The organism is Candidatus Aquarickettsia rohweri (assembly GCF_003953955.1).
In the GTDB taxonomy this organism is placed as follows: domain Bacteria; phylum Pseudomonadota; class Alphaproteobacteria; order Rickettsiales; family Midichloriaceae; genus Aquirickettsia; species Aquirickettsia rohweri.
In genome coordinates, this window is record NZ_RXFM01000015.1 from 1 (window position 1) to 18,702 (window position 18,702).

Annotated in this window: 24 protein-coding genes and 1 tRNA gene; 19 read left to right on the forward strand and 6 right to left on the reverse strand. The window is 27.9% G+C overall.

Annotated elements, in window-relative coordinates; all coding sequences use genetic code 11:
• Positions 1-81: 81 nt before the first annotated feature.
• Positions 82-357 (reverse strand): IS66 family insertion sequence element accessory protein TnpA, encoded by a 276-nt coding sequence (tnpA, locus tag EIC27_RS01670; RefSeq protein ID WP_410519457.1) that lies wholly within the window; start codon positions 355-357, stop codon positions 82-84.
• 113 nt (positions 358-470) lie between these two features.
• Here tnpA (EIC27_RS01670) and EIC27_RS01675 point away from each other — a divergent pair, with 113 nt between their 5' ends.
• The 8 genes from EIC27_RS01675 to EIC27_RS01705 all read left to right on the forward strand — a co-directional run bounded on the left by EIC27_RS01675 (position 471) and on the right by EIC27_RS01705 (position 6,000).
• The gene (locus EIC27_RS01675; protein ID WP_126044429.1) at positions 471-1,577 is read left to right on the forward strand and encodes a hypothetical protein; all 1,107 of its coding nucleotides are present in this window, start codon (positions 471-473) and stop codon (positions 1,575-1,577) included.
• Between the two features lie 75 nt (positions 1,578-1,652).
• The gene (locus EIC27_RS01680; RefSeq protein ID WP_126044430.1) at positions 1,653-2,027 is read left to right on the forward strand and encodes a hypothetical protein; all 375 of its coding nucleotides are present in this window, start codon (positions 1,653-1,655) and stop codon (positions 2,025-2,027) included.
• 99 nt (positions 2,028-2,126) lie between these two features.
• Entirely contained in the window at positions 2,127-3,800 is a 1,674-nt protein-coding gene (locus tag EIC27_RS01685; protein WP_126044431.1) for a hypothetical protein, read from the forward strand.
• An 18-nt stretch (positions 3,801-3,818) separates the two neighbouring features.
• Entirely contained in the window at positions 3,819-4,121 is a 303-nt protein-coding gene (locus EIC27_RS01690; RefSeq protein ID WP_126044432.1) for a hypothetical protein, read from the forward strand.
• Between the two features lie 13 nt (positions 4,122-4,134).
• The gene (locus EIC27_RS06955; protein WP_154663837.1) at positions 4,135-4,287 is read left to right on the forward strand and encodes a hypothetical protein; all 153 of its coding nucleotides are present in this window, start codon (positions 4,135-4,137) and stop codon (positions 4,285-4,287) included.
• Positions 4,288-4,363: 76 nt separating this feature from the next.
• Positions 4,364-4,912, forward strand: a complete 549-nt coding sequence (locus EIC27_RS01695; RefSeq protein WP_126044433.1) for a thioredoxin family protein — start codon at positions 4,364-4,366, stop codon at positions 4,910-4,912.
• Positions 4,913-4,921: 9 nt separating this feature from the next.
• Positions 4,922-5,629, forward strand: coding sequence for an RNA methyltransferase (locus tag EIC27_RS01700; RefSeq protein ID WP_162298297.1), 708 nt, complete (start codon positions 4,922-4,924; stop codon positions 5,627-5,629).
• A 2-nt stretch (positions 5,630-5,631) separates the two neighbouring features.
• Positions 5,632-6,000 (forward strand): hypothetical protein, encoded by a 369-nt coding sequence (locus EIC27_RS01705; protein WP_126044435.1) that lies wholly within the window; start codon positions 5,632-5,634, stop codon positions 5,998-6,000.
• A 157-nt stretch (positions 6,001-6,157) separates the two neighbouring features.
• On the opposite strand, the gene EIC27_RS01710 is transcribed toward EIC27_RS01705, so the two are convergent.
• Positions 6,158-7,636 (reverse strand): hypothetical protein, encoded by a 1,479-nt coding sequence (locus tag EIC27_RS01710; protein ID WP_126044436.1) that lies wholly within the window; start codon positions 7,634-7,636, stop codon positions 6,158-6,160.
• Positions 7,637-7,780: 144 nt separating this feature from the next.
• Between EIC27_RS01710 and EIC27_RS01715 the strand changes: the two genes are divergently transcribed.
• From EIC27_RS01715 to ftsZ, 3 genes are all read left to right on the forward strand, one after another.
• The gene (locus tag EIC27_RS01715) at positions 7,781-9,046 is read left to right on the forward strand and encodes a M16 family metallopeptidase (RefSeq protein ID WP_205702312.1); all 1,266 of its coding nucleotides are present in this window, start codon (positions 7,781-7,783) and stop codon (positions 9,044-9,046) included.
• Between the two features lie 9 nt (positions 9,047-9,055).
• The gene (locus EIC27_RS01720) at positions 9,056-10,021 is read left to right on the forward strand and encodes a zinc-binding dehydrogenase (RefSeq protein WP_126044438.1); all 966 of its coding nucleotides are present in this window, start codon (positions 9,056-9,058) and stop codon (positions 10,019-10,021) included.
• A gap of 105 nt (positions 10,022-10,126) precedes the next feature.
• On the forward strand, positions 10,127-11,527 hold the full coding sequence (gene ftsZ, locus EIC27_RS01725; protein ID WP_126044439.1) for a cell division protein FtsZ: 1,401 nt from the start codon (positions 10,127-10,129) through the stop codon (positions 11,525-11,527).
• A 64-nt stretch (positions 11,528-11,591) separates the two neighbouring features.
• On the opposite strand, the gene EIC27_RS01730 is transcribed toward ftsZ, so the two are convergent.
• Positions 11,592-11,975, reverse strand: a complete 384-nt coding sequence (locus EIC27_RS01730) for a TrbC/VirB2 family protein (protein WP_126044440.1) — start codon at positions 11,973-11,975, stop codon at positions 11,592-11,594.
• 140 nt (positions 11,976-12,115) lie between these two features.
• Positions 12,116-12,190, reverse strand: a tRNA-Gln gene (locus tag EIC27_RS01735).
• Between the two features lie 106 nt (positions 12,191-12,296).
• Here EIC27_RS01735 and tsaE point away from each other — a divergent pair.
• Together tsaE and EIC27_RS01745 are read left to right on the forward strand one after the other, a co-directional pair.
• Positions 12,297-12,734: a tRNA (adenosine(37)-N6)-threonylcarbamoyltransferase complex ATPase subunit type 1 TsaE gene (tsaE, locus tag EIC27_RS01740; protein WP_126044441.1), complete on the forward strand. Its 438-nt coding sequence runs from the start codon at positions 12,297-12,299 to the stop codon at positions 12,732-12,734.
• A 212-nt stretch (positions 12,735-12,946) separates the two neighbouring features.
• Entirely contained in the window at positions 12,947-13,375 is a 429-nt protein-coding gene (locus EIC27_RS01745) for a thermonuclease family protein (protein WP_162298298.1), read from the forward strand.
• A gap of 13 nt (positions 13,376-13,388) precedes the next feature.
• Here EIC27_RS01745 and EIC27_RS06960 read toward each other — a convergent pair whose 3' ends face one another.
• The gene (locus tag EIC27_RS06960) at positions 13,389-13,547 is read right to left on the reverse strand and encodes a hypothetical protein (RefSeq protein ID WP_154663838.1); all 159 of its coding nucleotides are present in this window, start codon (positions 13,545-13,547) and stop codon (positions 13,389-13,391) included.
• A gap of 9 nt (positions 13,548-13,556) precedes the next feature.
• Positions 13,557-14,174 carry a hypothetical protein gene (locus tag EIC27_RS01750; RefSeq protein WP_126044443.1) on the reverse strand — a complete coding sequence of 206 codons (618 nt, stop codon included), beginning with the start codon at positions 14,172-14,174 and terminating at the stop codon, positions 13,557-13,559.
• 211 nt (positions 14,175-14,385) lie between these two features.
• On the opposite strand from EIC27_RS01750, the gene EIC27_RS01755 reads away from it, so the two are divergent.
• From EIC27_RS01755 to tnpA (EIC27_RS01780), 6 genes are all read left to right on the forward strand, one after another.
• Positions 14,386-15,963, forward strand: a complete 1,578-nt coding sequence (locus EIC27_RS01755; protein WP_126044444.1) for a hypothetical protein — start codon at positions 14,386-14,388, stop codon at positions 15,961-15,963.
• Positions 15,964-16,020: 57 nt separating this feature from the next.
• The gene (locus EIC27_RS01760) at positions 16,021-16,233 is read left to right on the forward strand and encodes a hypothetical protein (RefSeq protein ID WP_126044445.1); all 213 of its coding nucleotides are present in this window, start codon (positions 16,021-16,023) and stop codon (positions 16,231-16,233) included.
• A gap of 93 nt (positions 16,234-16,326) precedes the next feature.
• A complete protein-coding gene (locus EIC27_RS01765; RefSeq protein ID WP_126044446.1) occupies positions 16,327-17,100 on the forward strand; it encodes a hypothetical protein in 774 nt (257 codons plus the stop codon).
• A gap of 76 nt (positions 17,101-17,176) precedes the next feature.
• Positions 17,177-17,605: a hypothetical protein gene (locus EIC27_RS01770; protein WP_126044447.1), complete on the forward strand. Its 429-nt coding sequence runs from the start codon at positions 17,177-17,179 to the stop codon at positions 17,603-17,605.
• A 69-nt stretch (positions 17,606-17,674) separates the two neighbouring features.
• Entirely contained in the window at positions 17,675-18,256 is a 582-nt protein-coding gene (locus EIC27_RS01775) for a hypothetical protein (protein WP_126044448.1), read from the forward strand.
• A gap of 219 nt (positions 18,257-18,475) precedes the next feature.
• Positions 18,476-18,702: IS66 family insertion sequence element accessory protein TnpA (tnpA, locus tag EIC27_RS01780; RefSeq protein ID WP_205702313.1), on the forward strand; the 227-nt coding region annotated here is incomplete at its 3' end.

Here is an 18,702-nt window from a genome sequence, read left to right on the forward strand (position 1 = left end):
CTACCTGACTAAGCTTATCTATTGATTTGCGCATATCACATGCTTGATTATATATAAATATTTTGGTTCTTATACTTCCTATTAACATTCTAAAATTCCTACTATCGCTTTAATCTCTTCTATTTTGCATCCTTTATTAAACCCTATTCTTATCCCCTTTTTACTTTCTATTATCATCTCTGATTTTATTTCTTCACTTCTTTCTTCTTCGCATTCTTTCACTCTTATTGGTATAAATTTATTTTTTACTGTATTTCTTTTATTTTCTACAAGAATTCTGTGCCATTTATAAAATGTACTTCTCGGCACATTCTTTTGCTTACAAAATTCATATTTACTTACGTTACTTTTTTTTATATTCTTCTACTAGCTCTTTCCATTTTTCATTACTTATTCTTTTTTTCTTTTTTTCTAATAGCATCATTAGCCTCTATTTTTTTAGGCTTTTGTTCTACCACTTATTTTTATTCTTGCCTAGATGCCCTTATTTTAGCGCTTACGCAGATAATAAAGATGCTTTTTTACATTTTGTAGGTATTTTAGAAAAAATGAGTGATGGAGTGAAATCCCTAGAAGTGGAAAATCCTGAGATAATGGGTGAGCTTAATAGAGCAAGTGGAATTTTACAAAACGTTGAATATGCATTTAGTAATTTAACTGAAGTTGAAAAGAGAGATTTATTAGGAGGTAATTCAAGGTCAATTATATTTGATAAAGCTGAAGAAGCTTATAATTTGCAGCAAGTTCTAAAAAAAGAATTGGTAAAATATTTAGTTAATAATAATGTAAATATTTTTGATCATAAAGGTGATTTAATTGAGGGGGTAAATTTACCAAATTATATTAAATTTAATGCAAAAGATGAGCTTAATGGTTTTTTACCAGGACAATTTGAAGATGTTAGAAACCAAGAGGGATTAGTAAAAGTAAAAGATTTTTTAGGTGCTTTGGGTATAGATGATAAAAATATAGGACAATTTAAAGATCAGGTACAAAAAGAAAAAGATAGATATACAAGAGAGATTATAAGTAGGAATGAATCGCGTAGAATGAATAAACTGCAATCTGCCAATGCTAAAGAGCAATTAGCAGTTAAAATTTTAAAAGTTGCAGGAATTAGTGAAGGTCAAATTGCTCGTATTATGCAAAATCCAAAAGCAAAATCTGCTATAATTAAAAGGTCAGAGCAGGCATTTGAAAATTTGGGAATAGATTTAGAACAATTGAATATAATAGGAGTTGAAGAGGCTTTAAAGGAAATAGATAATCAAGCTTTACAAGCTGAATTAGAAAAGCAGTCAAAAGAGCTAATCGCACAAATTGGAAGAGTTGATTCAAGGTCTTTAGATGGTCAAGACATGAGAGGAAAAGAGTATCTTCACGAAAAATATCAAAATAAAACTGATAAAATGACAGGTGCTCAATTTGATAAAAATGCAGAAAAAGCTTTAGAATATGAAAAATCAAAAGATGATAGAGGGAAAGGTTCAACTTTAGCTTATAATATGTATAGAAAGCCAGCTGATGCGCTTAATAAATTCTTAACAAATGATGGTAAGCCTGTGCTTAAGCCATAGCATAAAGTTGCAATAGGAGCTATAGCGCTTGTAGTTACAGGAGGTACTTTTGTAGGCGTTGCTATATGTGCATATATGATGGGTTCTGCAGCCAAGCAAAAATTATATGATGGTAGTAAATTACAAGAATGGGTAAATGAAAAATTTTATAAAAAAGCTCCTGAAAAATTTGATTCTCAAGAGCTACAACAAGTTACTACCCAAGGATTAGTTCAAGATGTTAAGAGTCAATATCAAACTATAGAGCAAGAACATGGAAGAGATAGAGAAGAAAGATCAGTAGAAATGGAAGTTGTTGTTCCGCAAGATAGAGTTGTAGAAGAAGCTCGTGCAATTGCTGCTACAATGCAAGGTGTTAATAGTTCAGTTGCTAAGGATGAAGTGAGAGCAGCTTCTCATGTTGCTGCTTTAAGAGTTAATAGTGGCAAATCTTCATCAAGAACTAGGTAGTTATGAGTCTATATATAAATCATCATTATGGAATTAACCCTTGAATAATCAATAATTAAATCGTAACATCATAATTAAATATTTCAAAGGGGTAGTGGGATGCCAGATGGTGATTTTCAAGATTTTAAAAAAAGATATTATAAAATTATAAATGATATTGCAGCTGAAGCAGTTAGTAAAGGAAGAGTAGAATTAAATCAAGGTAGTGGTAAACTCGAGTTAGATTTTATATCTGATGAGTTTGAAAGAAAGTTAACAAATTTGAAAAAGCAATTTACTGATCCAGGAGTGCAAGCAGAAATTCAAAATGAAGATTTCAAATTTGAATTTAATAAATTATTGGAAAAAAATGAAAATAGCAAAATTTTTGAATATTTTTATCAAATTGAAAAGGGAAATAACATAACAGTAGATATAAAAGAATTAGAGATTCCTGATATAAATAAAGATGAAATTCAAGCTCAAGGTTTTGTTAAAGCATTTGAGAAAATGAAAGAAAAAGGTAATGATCCAAAATTTCAAGAATATTACAAAAATGTACAAAAACTTAGTGAGGAACGCACTTTATTAATTGTGGAAAGTCCTGAAATAAGTGCTAATTTAGCTAGAGCAGATGGAGTGTTTAATAATTTTAATCGAGTTAAAGAGAAATATAACGCTGAGAGAAGACAACAAGAAGTTTTTGGAGATTCTGATAGCGAAGTGCCAAAACCTCTATCTATTAGCAGTATGTTAGATAAAGCTGAAAAAGCTTATGATTTTCAACATGACTTAAGGATAAAGTTGGCGAAACACATAGCGTTAAATAATATTCCTGTTTTCGATGATAATGGTGAAATTTCGAAAAAATTTGATTATTTAGAAGTTGGCAATATATTTGAAGGTAGTCAAATAACAGAAGGAATAGATGATTATTTAAAGAAAAGTGTTAGTAAACTAATTAGAGATCAAAGTGAAGTTACTAAACTTAATAAAGTATTTAATGCTTTAGATATAGATGGCCAAAATATTGGTAGTTTTAGAAAATTAGTTGATGATGAAAAAGCTAAAATAGAAGATCAGAGGCAGAGAGAATCTGAAAATAGACAGTCGTCAACAGTTAAAGCTGATGTTACAAGTCAAAGTGCAAAGACTACTGGTAGGTTAAATATAAAAGAACAAAAATTGAAAATTTTAAAAGAGAATTTAGCAAAGAAAATCTTAAAATTAGCTGGTGTTAGTGATAAGCAAATTTTTGCAATCATGCAAGACCCAAAAGCTAAATCAGCAATTATGAAAAGGGCAAATCAAGTTTTAGAAGAACTAAATATTAAAGATGCTGATGTTTTAAAATTTGGTCCAGATAACGTAATGAGTATTGTGAACGACGAAGATTTAAAATATAGTATTCAAGATCAAGCTGAAGAATTAGTTGCTCAAACTGGAAGTAGGAGTTCTTCTTCAGTGGATACACGAGATATGAGGGGAAAAGAGGAATTTCATGATTATTATCAAAAGAAGGCTCAAAAGTTAAGCCAAAATAAATTTGAGGATAATTTGCTAGAAGCTTTGAAATTTGAAGATGAAAAAGACAATAGAAATTTACTAGAAAGTTCTTGGGACAAATTTAAAAGAATTCCTGCTATGCTTACAAGTAAGTTGCCTGATTTTCAACCTGGTGAAAAAGCTGTGATGGGTGTTATTGCTGCTTTAGTTATTCCACCACCACTTGGTGTGATTGTAGGTTTGTATATGGTGGGAAAGGCTTTAGACGAGAAAACTGGTGCATTATAATGGATTGCGGATAAAATTTTGCCACGAAATGAAGAAAGAGAAGTTGTTAATAATGAAGCGCTTGAAAAAGTAAATGTTAAAGATTTAATGACTGAAGTAAGTCAGGATTTAAATAAATTAGTTTCTCGAAGTCAAGGACAGCAAACGGAAAGACAAAGTCATGTAGAAAAAGATATGGTTCAGGAAAGGCAAACAGAGAAAAGTCATGTAGAAAAAGATAGGGTGCAGGAAAGGCACACAGAAAAGCAAACAGAAGGACAAATAGAAAGGCAAACAGAAGAAAAGTCAGTTACAACAAGATGTACAAGAAAGTATAGCTAAATTTGATAAAATAATGAGATCAAGTCCAGAGCTTCAAGAGAATTTAAAGGTAATAGAAACTGCAAAAGAAATTGTAGGGAAGGATGGAGTTATAGATACTGGCGCTTTAGAAACAGCTCAAGAAAGAATAAAACATAATAAGCAAAGTAAAGGAATAGGTAAATAAAGGAATTTTTTTAGTGATTTTTGTGGAAAAAAAATATATAAATTTAAAATATAAAAATGATAATTAGGAGTTTTAGATGGTAGCATTAACTACACCAGAGGCAGATAAAGGTTGGAGTGCTGAAGAATTTATTTTACTTTCAGTTGATGGAAATTATTATGATTTAGCTAAGGTAAAAGGTGATAATGGTTTAGTTGTTGCTTTTATTTGCAACCATTGTTCGTATGTTAAATCTATTGTAGATAAGATAGCAAGAGAAGCTAATGAGCTTAGAGAGTTGGGTATTGGTTTTGTTGCTATTAACTCAAATGACTCAATTTCATATCCTGAAGATTCATATGAAAATATGAAAATTTTTGCGAAGGAACATAATTTTACTTTTCCTTATCTTCTTGATAATACACAAGAAATAGCAAAAAAATATGATGCTGTTTGCACACCAGATTTTTTTGGCTTTAACTCTAAATTAGAACTTCAGTATCGTGGAAGATTAGATTCTGCTAAAAAGGATATTATTCCAGATGCTAAAAGAGAGTTATTTATTGCAATGTCTGAAGTAGCAAAAACTTCTGAATTTAATGGTGAGCAAATTCCAAGCATAGGTTGTTCTTTGAAGTGGAAATAAGATATTTTAGTGTACAAACCTTATATCATATTAGTATGTCCTCAGCTTGCTGAAAACATAGGTTCTGTTGCAAGGGTTATGTCTAATTTTGGATTAGAGAATTTAAGGATAGTTTCTCCAAGAGATGGTTGGCCTCCAGATAATCAAGCTTTTAAATTAGCTGCTAAAGGGTGTGATATATTACATAATGCAGTGATTTATAATGATATTAATTTGGCTATTTCAGATTTAAATTTTATTATTGCCTCAACAGCAAGGAATAGATATATGCAAAAAGAAAAAATGGATCCTAAGGAATTAGTAAGTTACTGTAATAAAAAATTTAATAAAAATACAAAGATTGGAATCTTATTTGGGAGAGAAAATAATGGACTTACGAATGAAGAAGTAAGTTTAGCAGATGTAGTATCAGTAATTCCTACTGATACGATAAATCCATCATTAAATCTGGCACAAGCTGTATCAATTTTCTCTTATGAATTTTTTTCTTCTATACAAGATTCTTTAGACAATGAATTAAAACAAATTTGCAATAAAAGTGAATTTAGTAATTTTTTTGATATTTTAATTTCATTGTTAGATGAGAAAAATTATTTTAAAGAGAGTAATATAAAGAAAAATATGATTCAAAACATTAGAAATATTTTTGCGAAAGCTGAGTTAAACTCTCAAGAAATTAGAACTTTGATTGGTATAATAAAAAATCTTGTAAAGTAAAGATGGATAAATCAGTATTTTCTAATTTACTATGTGAGCATAAAAATGATTTAGCAGAAATTAGATCTACAGCTTTAAAATTTATAAAATATGTATCAGAGCATATTAATTGTGGAGAAGATTTAGAGCAAATGCTATTGAAGAAATTTAATAAAGAAAAATTAGCTGAATTATTTATAAAAATGAGTGCTTTAGTTATGAAGCTAATTCCATTGGAACATCAAGTTCATGGTACATATTTAATTAATAGTAGTAAGTTAAAAGGTTATATAAATAATTGTCAAGAAGAACTGAAGATTTCTGAAGAAGATATATTAACAATTAAAGAATTTTTAACTATTTATCAAAAAGAAAATTTAGATCACTCTTAATTTTAAAATTGAAAATGGAAGCTTTTTAAGCTTCCATTAAAGGTAAGATTTCTTCGTCCCAAAATTCATTCATTTTTTTGCAACTATCTAATAAATCTTGAGATATATCAGAGAATTTGCTTTGTAATTCAAGCTCAACACATCTTACTACAGGCTCTTAATCAAAATCACTATCATCTCTATTAACTAAATCTGCAGCTCTTTCAAGGAAAAATATTTGTGCATCAGTTAATTTTAAATCTTCAATTATTTTTGGATAATATTTATCAATTAATACTTCTTTTATTTTTTCTAACACAGGATAAGATGAATTTGTGCTAAAATTTTCCTCAATTTTAACTATATCGTTATTAAAATCTTCTGAATAATTCTTAGATTTAGAAAAATATTGATTTAAATTTTCTATTAAATTATTATAAAAATTTTCTATATCACTGTTTTCTTCACTTATAATATTTTCAATAAGTTTGTCAGGATTTAATATAAATAGAGGTAATAAAGACTGGTATTTGAGAAAATCTCTTAATTCAAGACTAAATAGCTCTTGGTATTGATCAGGAATTGTAATATTTAATAACTCAGCTGATTTGAGTAAAATAGGTTTTATAGTTTCACTATATTTATTCGTACTAGCTAAAATTTTTTCAATATTTGAAGCAAATTTAAATTGTTTATTACTAGCTGTTTTATTAAGATAATAATTTTGCATTTTATATGGAAGAATATTAAAACCTAGCTTTTTAAAATCAACTTCATAGTAATTGAAATTAAAAGGCTTTGAGTCATTTTTAAATAATCTATTAATAATATAATGAGATATTTCATGTGCTGTGATAGCTTCAGTAGACATATATCCATTATTTAACACAACTTGAATTTTATTTTGTAACCTATCATATGATGATTTTCCAGAATTGCTAAAATGCAATGTAATAGCATCACCATTAACAATTTTTCTATTTAAATAATCTATTATAGCTTTTCCATATTTTCCAGAATCATAAACGCTTTTATATAGTTGATAAGCTTGTTCTTGGTTAATTATACTAGAATATGTTCGCGATAATATTGCTCCAAATTGATTATATGAGCAAGTCTCTTTTGAATATAATAAATTAACGTTTGAATCCTTTAATATAGATGAAAAATTTTTTAAATATTCTAAATCAGTATCTGTGAGAGAAAATTCATCAACTAACTCTTTTATATCTATTGCAGATAGTCTAGCCATTATATTTATTTCAGTTTTTTTACCATTTTCATAATATGTAGATAGTGTTTTATCTAAAGGTACTTTATGTTCTAGCAGAGTTTTAAAAATATATTTTGTAAGTTCATTTATTTTTTCATCTTCATGATATAAATCATCTATAAAGTTTGTTCTTAAAATAAATCTTAAGCAAAATTTTAATTGTATTTTTTTTTCATCCAGATCATCAAAGCTAGTGTATTTTAAAATGGTGGATATTGCTTTTAGATCCAAGTGCATTATAGCTTTGTTTATAGCTATATAAGAATTAAATTTATGAGAGCTTGATAGTACACTGAGTTTATCATAGTTTTTTGTTTCTATCAGATATTCTGCAATATCTTCTAAATGGTCTTTATTATAATATGGATATAAATTTTTAGTCATTTTTTTGCAATTAAATTAAAAAAAAAGCAACTATATATATTTTATTTATTAGGTCAAACTATTTTTTAATACTTTTAATATTAAAAATATTGGAAAGTTAAAGTGATTAAGTTTAAACTAAAGCAAATTTTTTATTTTAAATAAATGAATACAATAAATTATATTACGCATGAAAATGGCTTAGTTGTTGCAACAGATAAAGCAAAAGATTTTGAATCTGTAACTATTAGTATATTAGTTAAAAATGGGAGTAGAAATGAAAATAAACAGAATAATGGGATATCTCACTTTTTAGAGCATATGGCATTTAAAGGTACTACAACAAGAACAGCAAAAGATATAGCTGAAGAATTTGATATGATTGGTGGCTATTTTAATGCATATACTTCTAGAACTTCAACTGTTTACTATGCTAAAGTTCTTAAAAATGATTTAGAGAAGGCTCTTGATATAATTACAGATATATTATTGAATTCAACTTTTGCAAAGGAAGAGTTAGAGAAGGAAAGACAAGTTATATTTCAGGAATTATGTATGACAAAAGATACACCTGATGATATTGTATTTGATTATTTTCAAGAGACTGCATTTAAAAATCAACCATTAGGTCGATCAATTTTAGGTGCAGAAGAGTTTATAAAAAATTTAAAAAGAGAAGAATTATCAAAATATTTTAAAAATCAATATTCAACTAAAAACACTATTATTTCAGCTGCTGGTAATTTTGATTCAAGGCAATTTAATGATTTAATTAGTAATAGGTTTGCAAATTTTCAAAATACCAATGTTAAACAATATGAAAAAGGAATTTACACTGGTGGTGAATTACATGTTCAGAAAGATTTAGAACAAGCTCAATTTTTATTAGGCTTTGAAGGAGTATTTTATCTAGATAAAGATTTTTATGATGCGCAAATTCTTTCAATTATTCTTGGTGGTGGGATGTCATCGAGATTGTTTCAAGAAATTCGTGAAAAAAGAGGTTTAGTTTATAATATTTCATCATACTCAACCAGTTATAGTGATTGTGGAATTTTTGGAGTTTACTCTGCACTTGATCCTGTAAATATTAATATTCTTATAGATTTAATAGTTAGTGAATTATTTAATATTACAGATAAAATTAATGAAAAAGAAATTATGCGTGCAAAAGCGCAAATTAAATCTAGTTTATTAATGTCTATGGAAAGTACTACTGCAAGAGCAAAAAAATTATGCAATAATTTTGCTATGTTTGGAAGGTATATTAGTAATGATGAAATCTTAGAAAAAATAAATAATGTAAATTTTCAATCTCTTCAAAAATTAGCAAAAAAAATCATATCTAATAACAATATTACTATAACTACACTTGGAAATGTTGCAAATATTTATAGTTATAATAAGATTGTAGATAAGCTAAAATTATAAAAGTATACAATGTCTAAAGCTATAAAATTAATTAGGTTAGGTGATAATCAAGAATACCAAATAGAAAATTTAGAAAAGCAAAGCCCTAAAGAAGGACAGGTATTAGTTAAAAACATTGCTTCGGGAATTAATCAAGATGATGTATTTATTAATATTCCTGCTGATAAGCCATATGTAATTCCAGGGTATAGTGCAAGTGGTGAAATTATTGAAATTGGAGCTAATATAACAGGTTTTAAACCTGGAGATTCTGTAGTTTATATGACAAAAAATAGTGGATCTTTTCAGGAAAATACTGTTGTAGATTATACTGATTTAATTTCAGTGCCTGAAGAAATTTATGATAAAATTGCTGGTGCGTCATATTATTCAGGAATGATGGCACATTCACTTTTAAAAAGAGTTTTTATAGTTAATTCAAATATAATAATTTTAATTCATAACGTTACCTCAGGGATTGGTTATATTCTTGCACAATGGGCTGATAGTTTAGGTGCTGTTGTGATTGGCAGTGTTGATGATGATAGTAAGAATAATTTTGCTTTAAAATATGGTTGTAAAAAAGTTATTAATTATAAATCTGAAAACTGGGTGCAAGAAATAATGGAATTTACAAAGGGATATGGGGTAAATGCAATATATGATTCGTTAGGTAATGATACCTTTGAAGGAAATATAAAATGTATAACAAAAATGGGCATTTTAGTTTGTTATGGTCCTCAATCAAAAACAATCACTAACATAGACTCAAATAAAATTGCTGAAAAATCTTTATATATAACTTTTCCATCAATATTTGATTATAAAAGTAATAAAATGGAAAGAGTATTAAGTTCAGATGAGTTATTTTCCATGATTAAAGCTGGTAGGATTAAAGTTGAAATTTCTGATGAATTTGGTTTAGATAACGCTAGTCAAGCTTTTGAAAAGATTAAAAATAATAATGTAATGGGATCTATAATAATTAATATTTAGACTATTTATTTGTATTTGTAGTTTTAACAAGAAAGAATTGCAAATAATTAGTTAATGTATTATTTTACTTGTTAAAAAGGATAATTTTATAAATAAATTTTACAAATGAGTTTAAAAATAAGTATTCCAACTGAAAGTCAATTATCACCTAAAATTGCGGTTTTTGGAGTTGGTGGAGGAGGTGTAAATGCTGTCAATAATATGATTTCTGCAAATTTAGAAGGTGTAGATTTCTTTGTTGCAAATACAGATGCTCAAGCACTAGATAATTCGCTTGCAACAAATAAAATTAAATTTGGTGTTAATTCTACAAAAGGACTAGGAGCTGGATCTGACCCAAAAGTTGGTGCGATTGCAGCCGAGGAGTCGTCAAGCGAGATAACAGAAGCTTTGGATAAGTATAATTTGGTTTTTATTACTGCTGGAATGGGTGGTGGCACAGGTACTGGAGGTGCTCCAATTGTTGCAAAATTAGCAAAAGAGAGAAATATTCTTACTGTAGGGGTAGTAACTAAACCCTTCCATTTTGAAGGTGCTAGAAGAATGAAAGTTGCAGAAGAGGGCTTAGATGAACTTCAAAAATCTGTAGATACACTTATTATTATACCAAATCAAAATCTTTTTAGGTTAGCAAACGAAAAAACAACTTTTGCTGATGCATTTAAAATGGCAGATGAAGTATTGCATGCTGGTGTTAAAGGTATTACTGATTTGATAACAAAGCCTGGCTTAATAAATTTAGATTTTGCTGATATTCATGCTGTTATGAATGAGAAAGGTAAGGCAATGATGGGAACTGGTGAAGCTGAAGGAGAAAATAGGGCAGTGAAAGCTTCTGAAGCTGCAATATCTAATCCTTTATTAGATCATTCTTCTATGAAAGGTGCAAGAGGTGTGCTGATAAATATTACTGGAGGAATGGATATGACATTGTTTGAAGTTGATGAAGCTGCAAATAGGATTAAGGAAGAAGTGGATCCAAATGCAAATATTATTTTTGGTTCAGCTTTTGATGTTGATTTAGAAGGTAAATTAAGAGTTTCTGTTGTAGCAACAGGTATAGATGCAAAAACTGTGAAAATTATTGATAATAATTTAGTGAATAAATTGGGTGATATTTCTATTACAAATAAAGAACCTAGTAAAGAAGTTAAAGTTGAGGTAACTAATAAAGAGCAGTTTATTGATAATCAGGAAGAAAGTATTGTAGAGAATAAAAAAGATTCTCCAATGCAAGTAAAACACTTAAATACAAGCAATAATGATGATAAATTAAGTTTAGATGATAGTGTTGATGAAAAAGATGAAAATTATATACCAAAGCAGAATTCATTTTATTTTAATCTTAATAAAAATAATCATGAATATAAAAAACATGATGAAAAAGAACTTAATAATAATTCAAGTGATAAGGAAGAAGTTGTTAATAAAAAAGATTTTAATAAAATAAAATCTTCAAGCAGTATTTTTGAGATTCCAACTTTTTTAAGAAATAAGAAAGATTAAAAAAAACCACACACTTTATATAAGTGCATGGCTTTTGAGATTTAGTCTTATTAATAGACTACTATTATGAAACTTTACCATCAGTATTTGTACAAATATCTCCTGAACCACCAGATACAAATTGTACTACATTATCTGCTCCGAATAGTATTCCCATTCCAACTGCAACGGCAATAGCTACACCCCATTTAATCTTTCCTAAAAATAGTCCAATTGCCATGGAAATAATTACTAAAGTAGCAATGGTCTTACCTGTTGCACCTTTAGCAACAGCTATTACATTACATAAAACATCAGCTATTCCTTGTCCAGCATCTTTGCTATCTTTTCCTTTAGAAGGAGTTGCCCCCGGAGTTGTCTCTACTGCGAATGAACTAATACTATGAAAAGAGCTAACTGAAAAAACTACTAAAAATATAATTAAAAACTTTTTTAAATTTAATAACATCGTACCCACTACATTTAAGTTATAATAAGAAAAATAGTATCACACTGATTATTGTTGGCAATGTTTTTTATAAGTATATTAAAAAAAATTGCTTAAATTTATCAAAAATTTTTATAATATTGAAATAATATCCATTTGAGTGGCTGGGATGGGAGGATTCGAACCTCCGCATGACGGTATCAAAAACCGTTGCCTTACCGCTTGGCGACACCCCAATTGGATTTATGAGAAGATATTATATATGAAATAATTTTTTTCAAGCTTTTATTGTAAATTTTATGTTATAAAGCAGTAGAACATTACATTTAATTTATTAAATCCATGAGTCAAAAGGAGTTATTTTATCATTTAAAAGATATAAATAAGGTTGCTGAGATGATTGTGCAAGAGCTTAAGGGTACAAAAGTTTTACTTTTATTTGGTGATCTTGGAGCAGGTAAAACAACTTTAACAAAGCATATTATTAAAACTTTAGGGGGTGACAGTAATGAAGTAACAAGTCCAACTTTTAATTTACAGCATATATATAATACAAAGTATCATAGAATATACCATTTTGATTTATATAGAATTAAATCTCTGGAAGAATTATTTAATGTGGGGGTTGAGGAAGCTTTAAATAATGGATTATTGATTTTTGAATGGGGAGAATTGGTAGAAAGGTATTTTAATTGTAATTATTTAAGATTAGATTTAAAATTTTGTAAAGGTATTGACAAAAGAAAAATTTTGTTAACCAATAAAAATTATAACAATTAGTAAATCCTTAAAATAAAGTTATTTAAGTAGCAAAAAGTTATAACGTTACATTATGTTTCTAAAGTCTTTCAATTTTTATTAAAAGTAAAATAATCTTGTAAAAATTACTATATACATTAGACTGAGTTACTAATATATGTGGTGAATCAGTGTGCATGATTAGTAAAATATTTGTGGTAATTTTGTTTTCTAATTTACACATAATTTATGCCATGGCTGATATTAAGGTAGTTGACGGAGATACTTTGATTATAGATGGTAAAAGGATAAGGATGCAGGGAATAGATGCCCCTGAGATTAAACAAGAATGTATAGCAAATACTGGTAAAGTTAGAATAAAGATACCATGCGGTCAGATATCAAGATATATGTTAAAGCATTTAATAGGTGGAGATAAAGTTAGATGTACAAATGAAGGGACAGATAAATATAAGAGACAGCTGGCTTACTGCTTTGTTAATCAGATAAATTTAAATAAAGAGATGGTGAGATTTGGTTATGCTTATGCGTATTCAGAATATGATAAAAGTTTTGTTAAAGAAGAGGAATTTGCAAGAGCTAATAAATTTGGATTTTGGGATGGTGAATTTCAAAAGCCTTCAAGATATAGAGGGCTTAAAAAAAGGAATCGGGCAAAGTAAATATATAAAGCGTTTATGACACTAGTTGTGTCTCAAGTCTGTCACCTATATGATCATGATAATACTCACTCAAAATTTTAACCATGTCAATGGCGAAGGTAATACTTAATCTTGGTGATTTACAAACATGTGAAACTGCTTCATAATCTTCGTCATACATATATTTAGCCATGATTAAAGCCTAGACTTCTATATTATGTTCTAATGTTGGTATATCTTCTTGAGCATATGTTGGCATATTATAAGCGCTTGGATTATTAGCTGTTGCAATAGTGCTATGAACATCATTCACACAGTCTTCTAAATATGAATTCACTAAAGCAGCTGTTTCATATTGATCTTTTTGATTAACTTTCCCAAGCTCCTCATACATTTTGATTGTTAGAAGTCCAAATGGACATTTGGGCGCTTCTGATTCTGTTATATTTTTAGTTAAAATAAATTCTTTAATATTATATATATCTAATTTATCTGCATAATTCTTAAACTTTGAAACTTTTTCATATTTATACAAATGATATTTGATGAAGTTATTTTTTACAAATAAACAGCTTTTATTACTCATAAATGTATCTGTATACTTACTGCATTCAGGGTCGCTTATTAGGTGGGATATAGATCTAGTAAGGACAGCAAAAGTCTTACATATATCTACCATCATCTTTGAAATTAGATTTGTATACGCTAGTAGCAATTCCGTAGCTAGATCTGCGCAAAAATTATACTGATTTTCTGAAATTTTCTTAATTTTATCTCTTATAGACTGTAATTCTTGATGTTCTTTTGATAATCTTGACATATTGCATTCTTAAATATATTTATTAGTATATATTATGCTCTATTTTTACAAATTATATCTATTATTTTATTTAAATTTTTATATTTAAATTTCAATACCATGATTTATCATTAACATGATAATATATATTATGGAAAATAAATATTATATTGATGAGAGATTAATTATATTGTAAGTTTATTTTGTATAGTGTGAGTGGTAATATTTTAAAATGAAGGCTACCAATAAATTAAAAGTTCTAGGTGTAAGTGAAGGACTTCAAGACATAGAAAAAGATTTTTCAGAATTATATAGTAGTGAAATTATATATACTAGTGAAAATTCTCAATATCCACAGGAAAACACCCAAGCTGAATGGGATGCATGCCCTTTTAAGCTACAATCAGAAAGATTAATAGAAAAACTTGTTGAGATATCAGGAAATCAAAAATTTAGAGAATTAAATGCATATTTAACTCAATGTACTTCTGTAGGTGCTACAAGAACGACTAATGATTCTATTAAGGAGTTAGCAGAACATATATATTTCCAATTGCTTGATGCAAAGAGGAAAGGAATAGATGTAGAAAAAACTTTTTCAGGATTGATAAATAATTCTGCATTTATTTGCAATGAGGGTGGATATACTAACCTACAAAACTTGTCTATGGCAATAGATGGTGGTTCAAAATTGATCTATAATGCTAAATATGAATTTATAGTAGGTGCAACTAGAGAATTTTTAAGGCAGTTTCAGGGTCAAGCAGGATATAGACCTGGTAATGAAGTACATTATGTCAATCAATTAATTACTTCAATAAAGCAAGAATACAACTTATCCCCTCCTCCGGATATGTATGCAAATAATCAGGGTATAAACCAATTAATAGCCACTGGCAAATATCGTGAATACATAGATTCATTATTTTCATCAAAATTAGCAGCAAATGGAATGCTAGGAATTATGGTAAATAAAGTTGCACTTCAACTACAAGATGAAGATAGTATCAGAAGAAAATTTGATATGGGAAGCCCGGAAGATCGATATAATAAGTATCAAATGATAGAGATTTTTCAAAATGTTTTCAGACCATATGTAGATCAGATAGTTTTAGAATTAATAGAATATCAATTACTTGATATTAATTGTCAAACTGAAGATCAAGAACTACAGGGAATATATTACTTAGATATTATTGGATATAAATCAAATTATCTAAAAACATTAGAAATCATAATGGCAGATTTTTTAGATAAAAACGGATATTTAGAAAATGTATCGTTTAAATTTAAAGATGGTAATATAGTAATGGTAGAAGATTCAGTATTCTGTTGTTTCAATATTATTTTAGGGGATAACAGGAATTATAAAGAAGAAATAGATTTGCGTAAATTAAGTGAGCTACCTTTCCAAGGTAAAAAATTTGTTGATGTGATAAGGGAATTATTGATAAAAGAAGCAGATATAACAAATGTGGATACACTAGAAAAACATTTATTAAGTGAAGAGCAATTATTTGAAAATATGGATATAGTTGCTAAAAGGAGGAGTATAGTATCCTCATTGATTAAAGAAATAAAGCAGGAAATGCCTGATGCAAAAATTCCTGATAAATTACTATCTATTGCTGAAGCGGATTTAACTAAGTGTTTAGCCTTATTATCTGATAGAGTTATAAAGTTTTATACAGTGCAAGATATGAACTTTAGTGAGCAAGATTTTGATGAATTATGTGAATTATATGATGTTAATCTCCAGAAATTCAAAGCTTTGACATCAGATTCTATTAAAATGCTTTGTATTCATTGAGCAACATTTAGTGAGCTAAGCCAACTATATGATACTAATTTCCAGAAATTCCAGAATTTGACTTCAGGTTTAATAGTAGATACCTATGAGGCAGGTGTATCATTTAACGAGTTAAGTCAGTTATATGATAATGACCTATCAAAGTTTAAAACTTTAGTATATGCAAACCATTTAACTGACATGACATATATTCAATGTAGCCAGTTATATGATGCTGATAAACAAAAATTTCAACATATATTATTTGTAGTTTTTAAAAGTGGTATGTAGTATGATCAATGTAACGAGTTATATGATGCTGATAAACAAAAATTACAATATATAATAAAAGCACTTAATAAAACAGATGCAACATTTAATGAATTGAGCCAATTATATGATGATGATTTTAGAAAGTTTGAGGATTTGATAAATATTGAACAAATGATTTATAGCCAAGGAGTAGAGTTCAATGAGTTAAGTCAATTATATGATACTAATTTGCAAAAATTTCAGGCTCTTTTTTCACCTAATTCAATATTTTTTGTAAAACTCGGAGTTAAATATGAATTTCTTAATGGCATGTATGATGATAATCTTGAAAAATTTGAAAGAATTATCTTTTCTCTAGTTCCGGGTTTCAATTATGCGAATATAAGTATTGAGAATTTGAGTGAAGAGTATGACAAGGGTAGAGAAAGGTTTGATGAATTGACCTCAGATGATGTAAAAACTATTTGGAAACAACGAGTCAGTTTTTCATATATAAGTAAAATATATGATTCTGATTATGAAAAGTTTAATAGCTTAACCTCTGAAGCAGCTTTATTTTTATATGATAAGGTCATAAAATTCACTGATATGAGTAGTTTATATACTTATAACCGTGAGAAATATAATGAGGTGATTACTGCCGTAGATAAAGTTTTTCATACTGCAAATATAGATGTAGATGAGTTAATTGAACAAGTTAACAATATGATTTTAGAAGGAAAGAATAAGCCAAAAGAAAAACGCAAATTTACTGATGATATTGAAGATCGCAGACAAGAAGCACTTAAGAAACCGAAAATAAATAATAAGCGTACATATGCTGAAAGTTTTCAAGAGCAAAGACAAGAAGAGATAGTAAAAAGACAAAATACTAAAGGCATATAAAATTATAACTTGACATCTTCACAAAAAAAATGAGTAACTTATACTTATGTATATAAACTTTAAATAAACAAATATCATGGGGTATCATAATAAAGATAATGTACAAAAAAATTATGATCGATTTATAGATAGAACTTGTGATATATGTAATGAATATTCTAGCACTAATCCAGATGAAATTGAGCAATTAAAAAAGCAAAGTAATTTGCATAGCAATAATTATAAATTGTGTGTAGGAGATAAAAATGCCTTATTATTATCTTTTACAAATTATAGGTCAGATTCAGAAAAAAAAGCTCAAGATTTCCAGTCTCAAATAGATGGTATTGAAACTGAGTTATCTAGAAGTACTGTTTTATTAAATACAAAAAGTAGGGTACTACAAGATTGCAATGATCATAAAGATAATATAACAGCCCACATTAACGAATTAAGAGTTAATTTACAAGAATTAGATGCTAATAATACAGATTGTCATAATTCTCTTCAATCAAAGGTAGATTAAAATAAAAGAATTAAAGGTGATAAAGATGTATTAGAAGATAGCTATCAGGATCTTCAAAGTGATCTTGAATTGAAAAAACAACAAAAAGATAAATGTGAAGAAGAAAAACAAGAATTAGTTAGTAAGGATTCAGATGCTAAAAATAAATTAGAAGAGCTTCAAGATAATTTTGATAAAATTTCTCAAGAAAAAGAAGATATTTCTACAAGATTAGCTCTACTAGAATCGGATATAAAAATTTGTCAAGAAAATTTAGGAAAAGGATTTAAGGAAGTAGAAGATAATTTAAAAAGTGAGGTTACACGTTTAGAAAATGAATTGAGTAATGTAAGAATTGAGCTAAACCATTGCAGCTCAAATTTAACAAAGACAACTGAAGATAAAGATATATTAACAAATACTAATATAAGCTTAAGTAAAGAGCTTTCTGATAAAAGAATTGCTTTAGAAGAATGTCAAAATGACTTAAAGAAAATTAATGATAAAAGTGAAACGCTGAAGCAAAAAGTAGAAGAATTAACTCAAAAAGTAAATGATCAGGAAGCAGAATGCTTACTATTAAAAGAGAGTAAAGCAATTTTAGATGCTAGAAATAAAACTCTTACAGTTGATTTTAATGAATGCAAGGGAAATTTAAGTAGTTCTAATTAATTACTTAGTAATAAAGAAGAAAGAATAGTTGAACTTAGCGATAAAATATCAAGATTGGAAACAGAGAAAGAAAATTATAAAGTAAAGTTGTTAGAAGCAAAGCAAAATAAAATGGAAGGATACAAGGCGTCGTGTGATTTAATGTAAGCGCTAAAATAAGGGCATCTAGGCAAGAATAAAAATAAGTGGTAGAACAAAAGCCTAAAAAAATAGAGGCTAATGATGCTATTAGAAAAAAAGAAAAAAAGAATAAGTAATGAAAAATGGAAAGAGCTAGTAGAAGAATATAAAAAAAGTAATGTAAGTAAATATGAATTTTGTAAGCAAAAGAATGTGCCGAGAAGTACATTTTATAAATGGCACAGAATTCTTGTAGGAAATAAAAGAAATACAGTAAAAAATAAATTTATACCAATAAGAGTGAAAGAATGCGAAGAAGAAAGAAG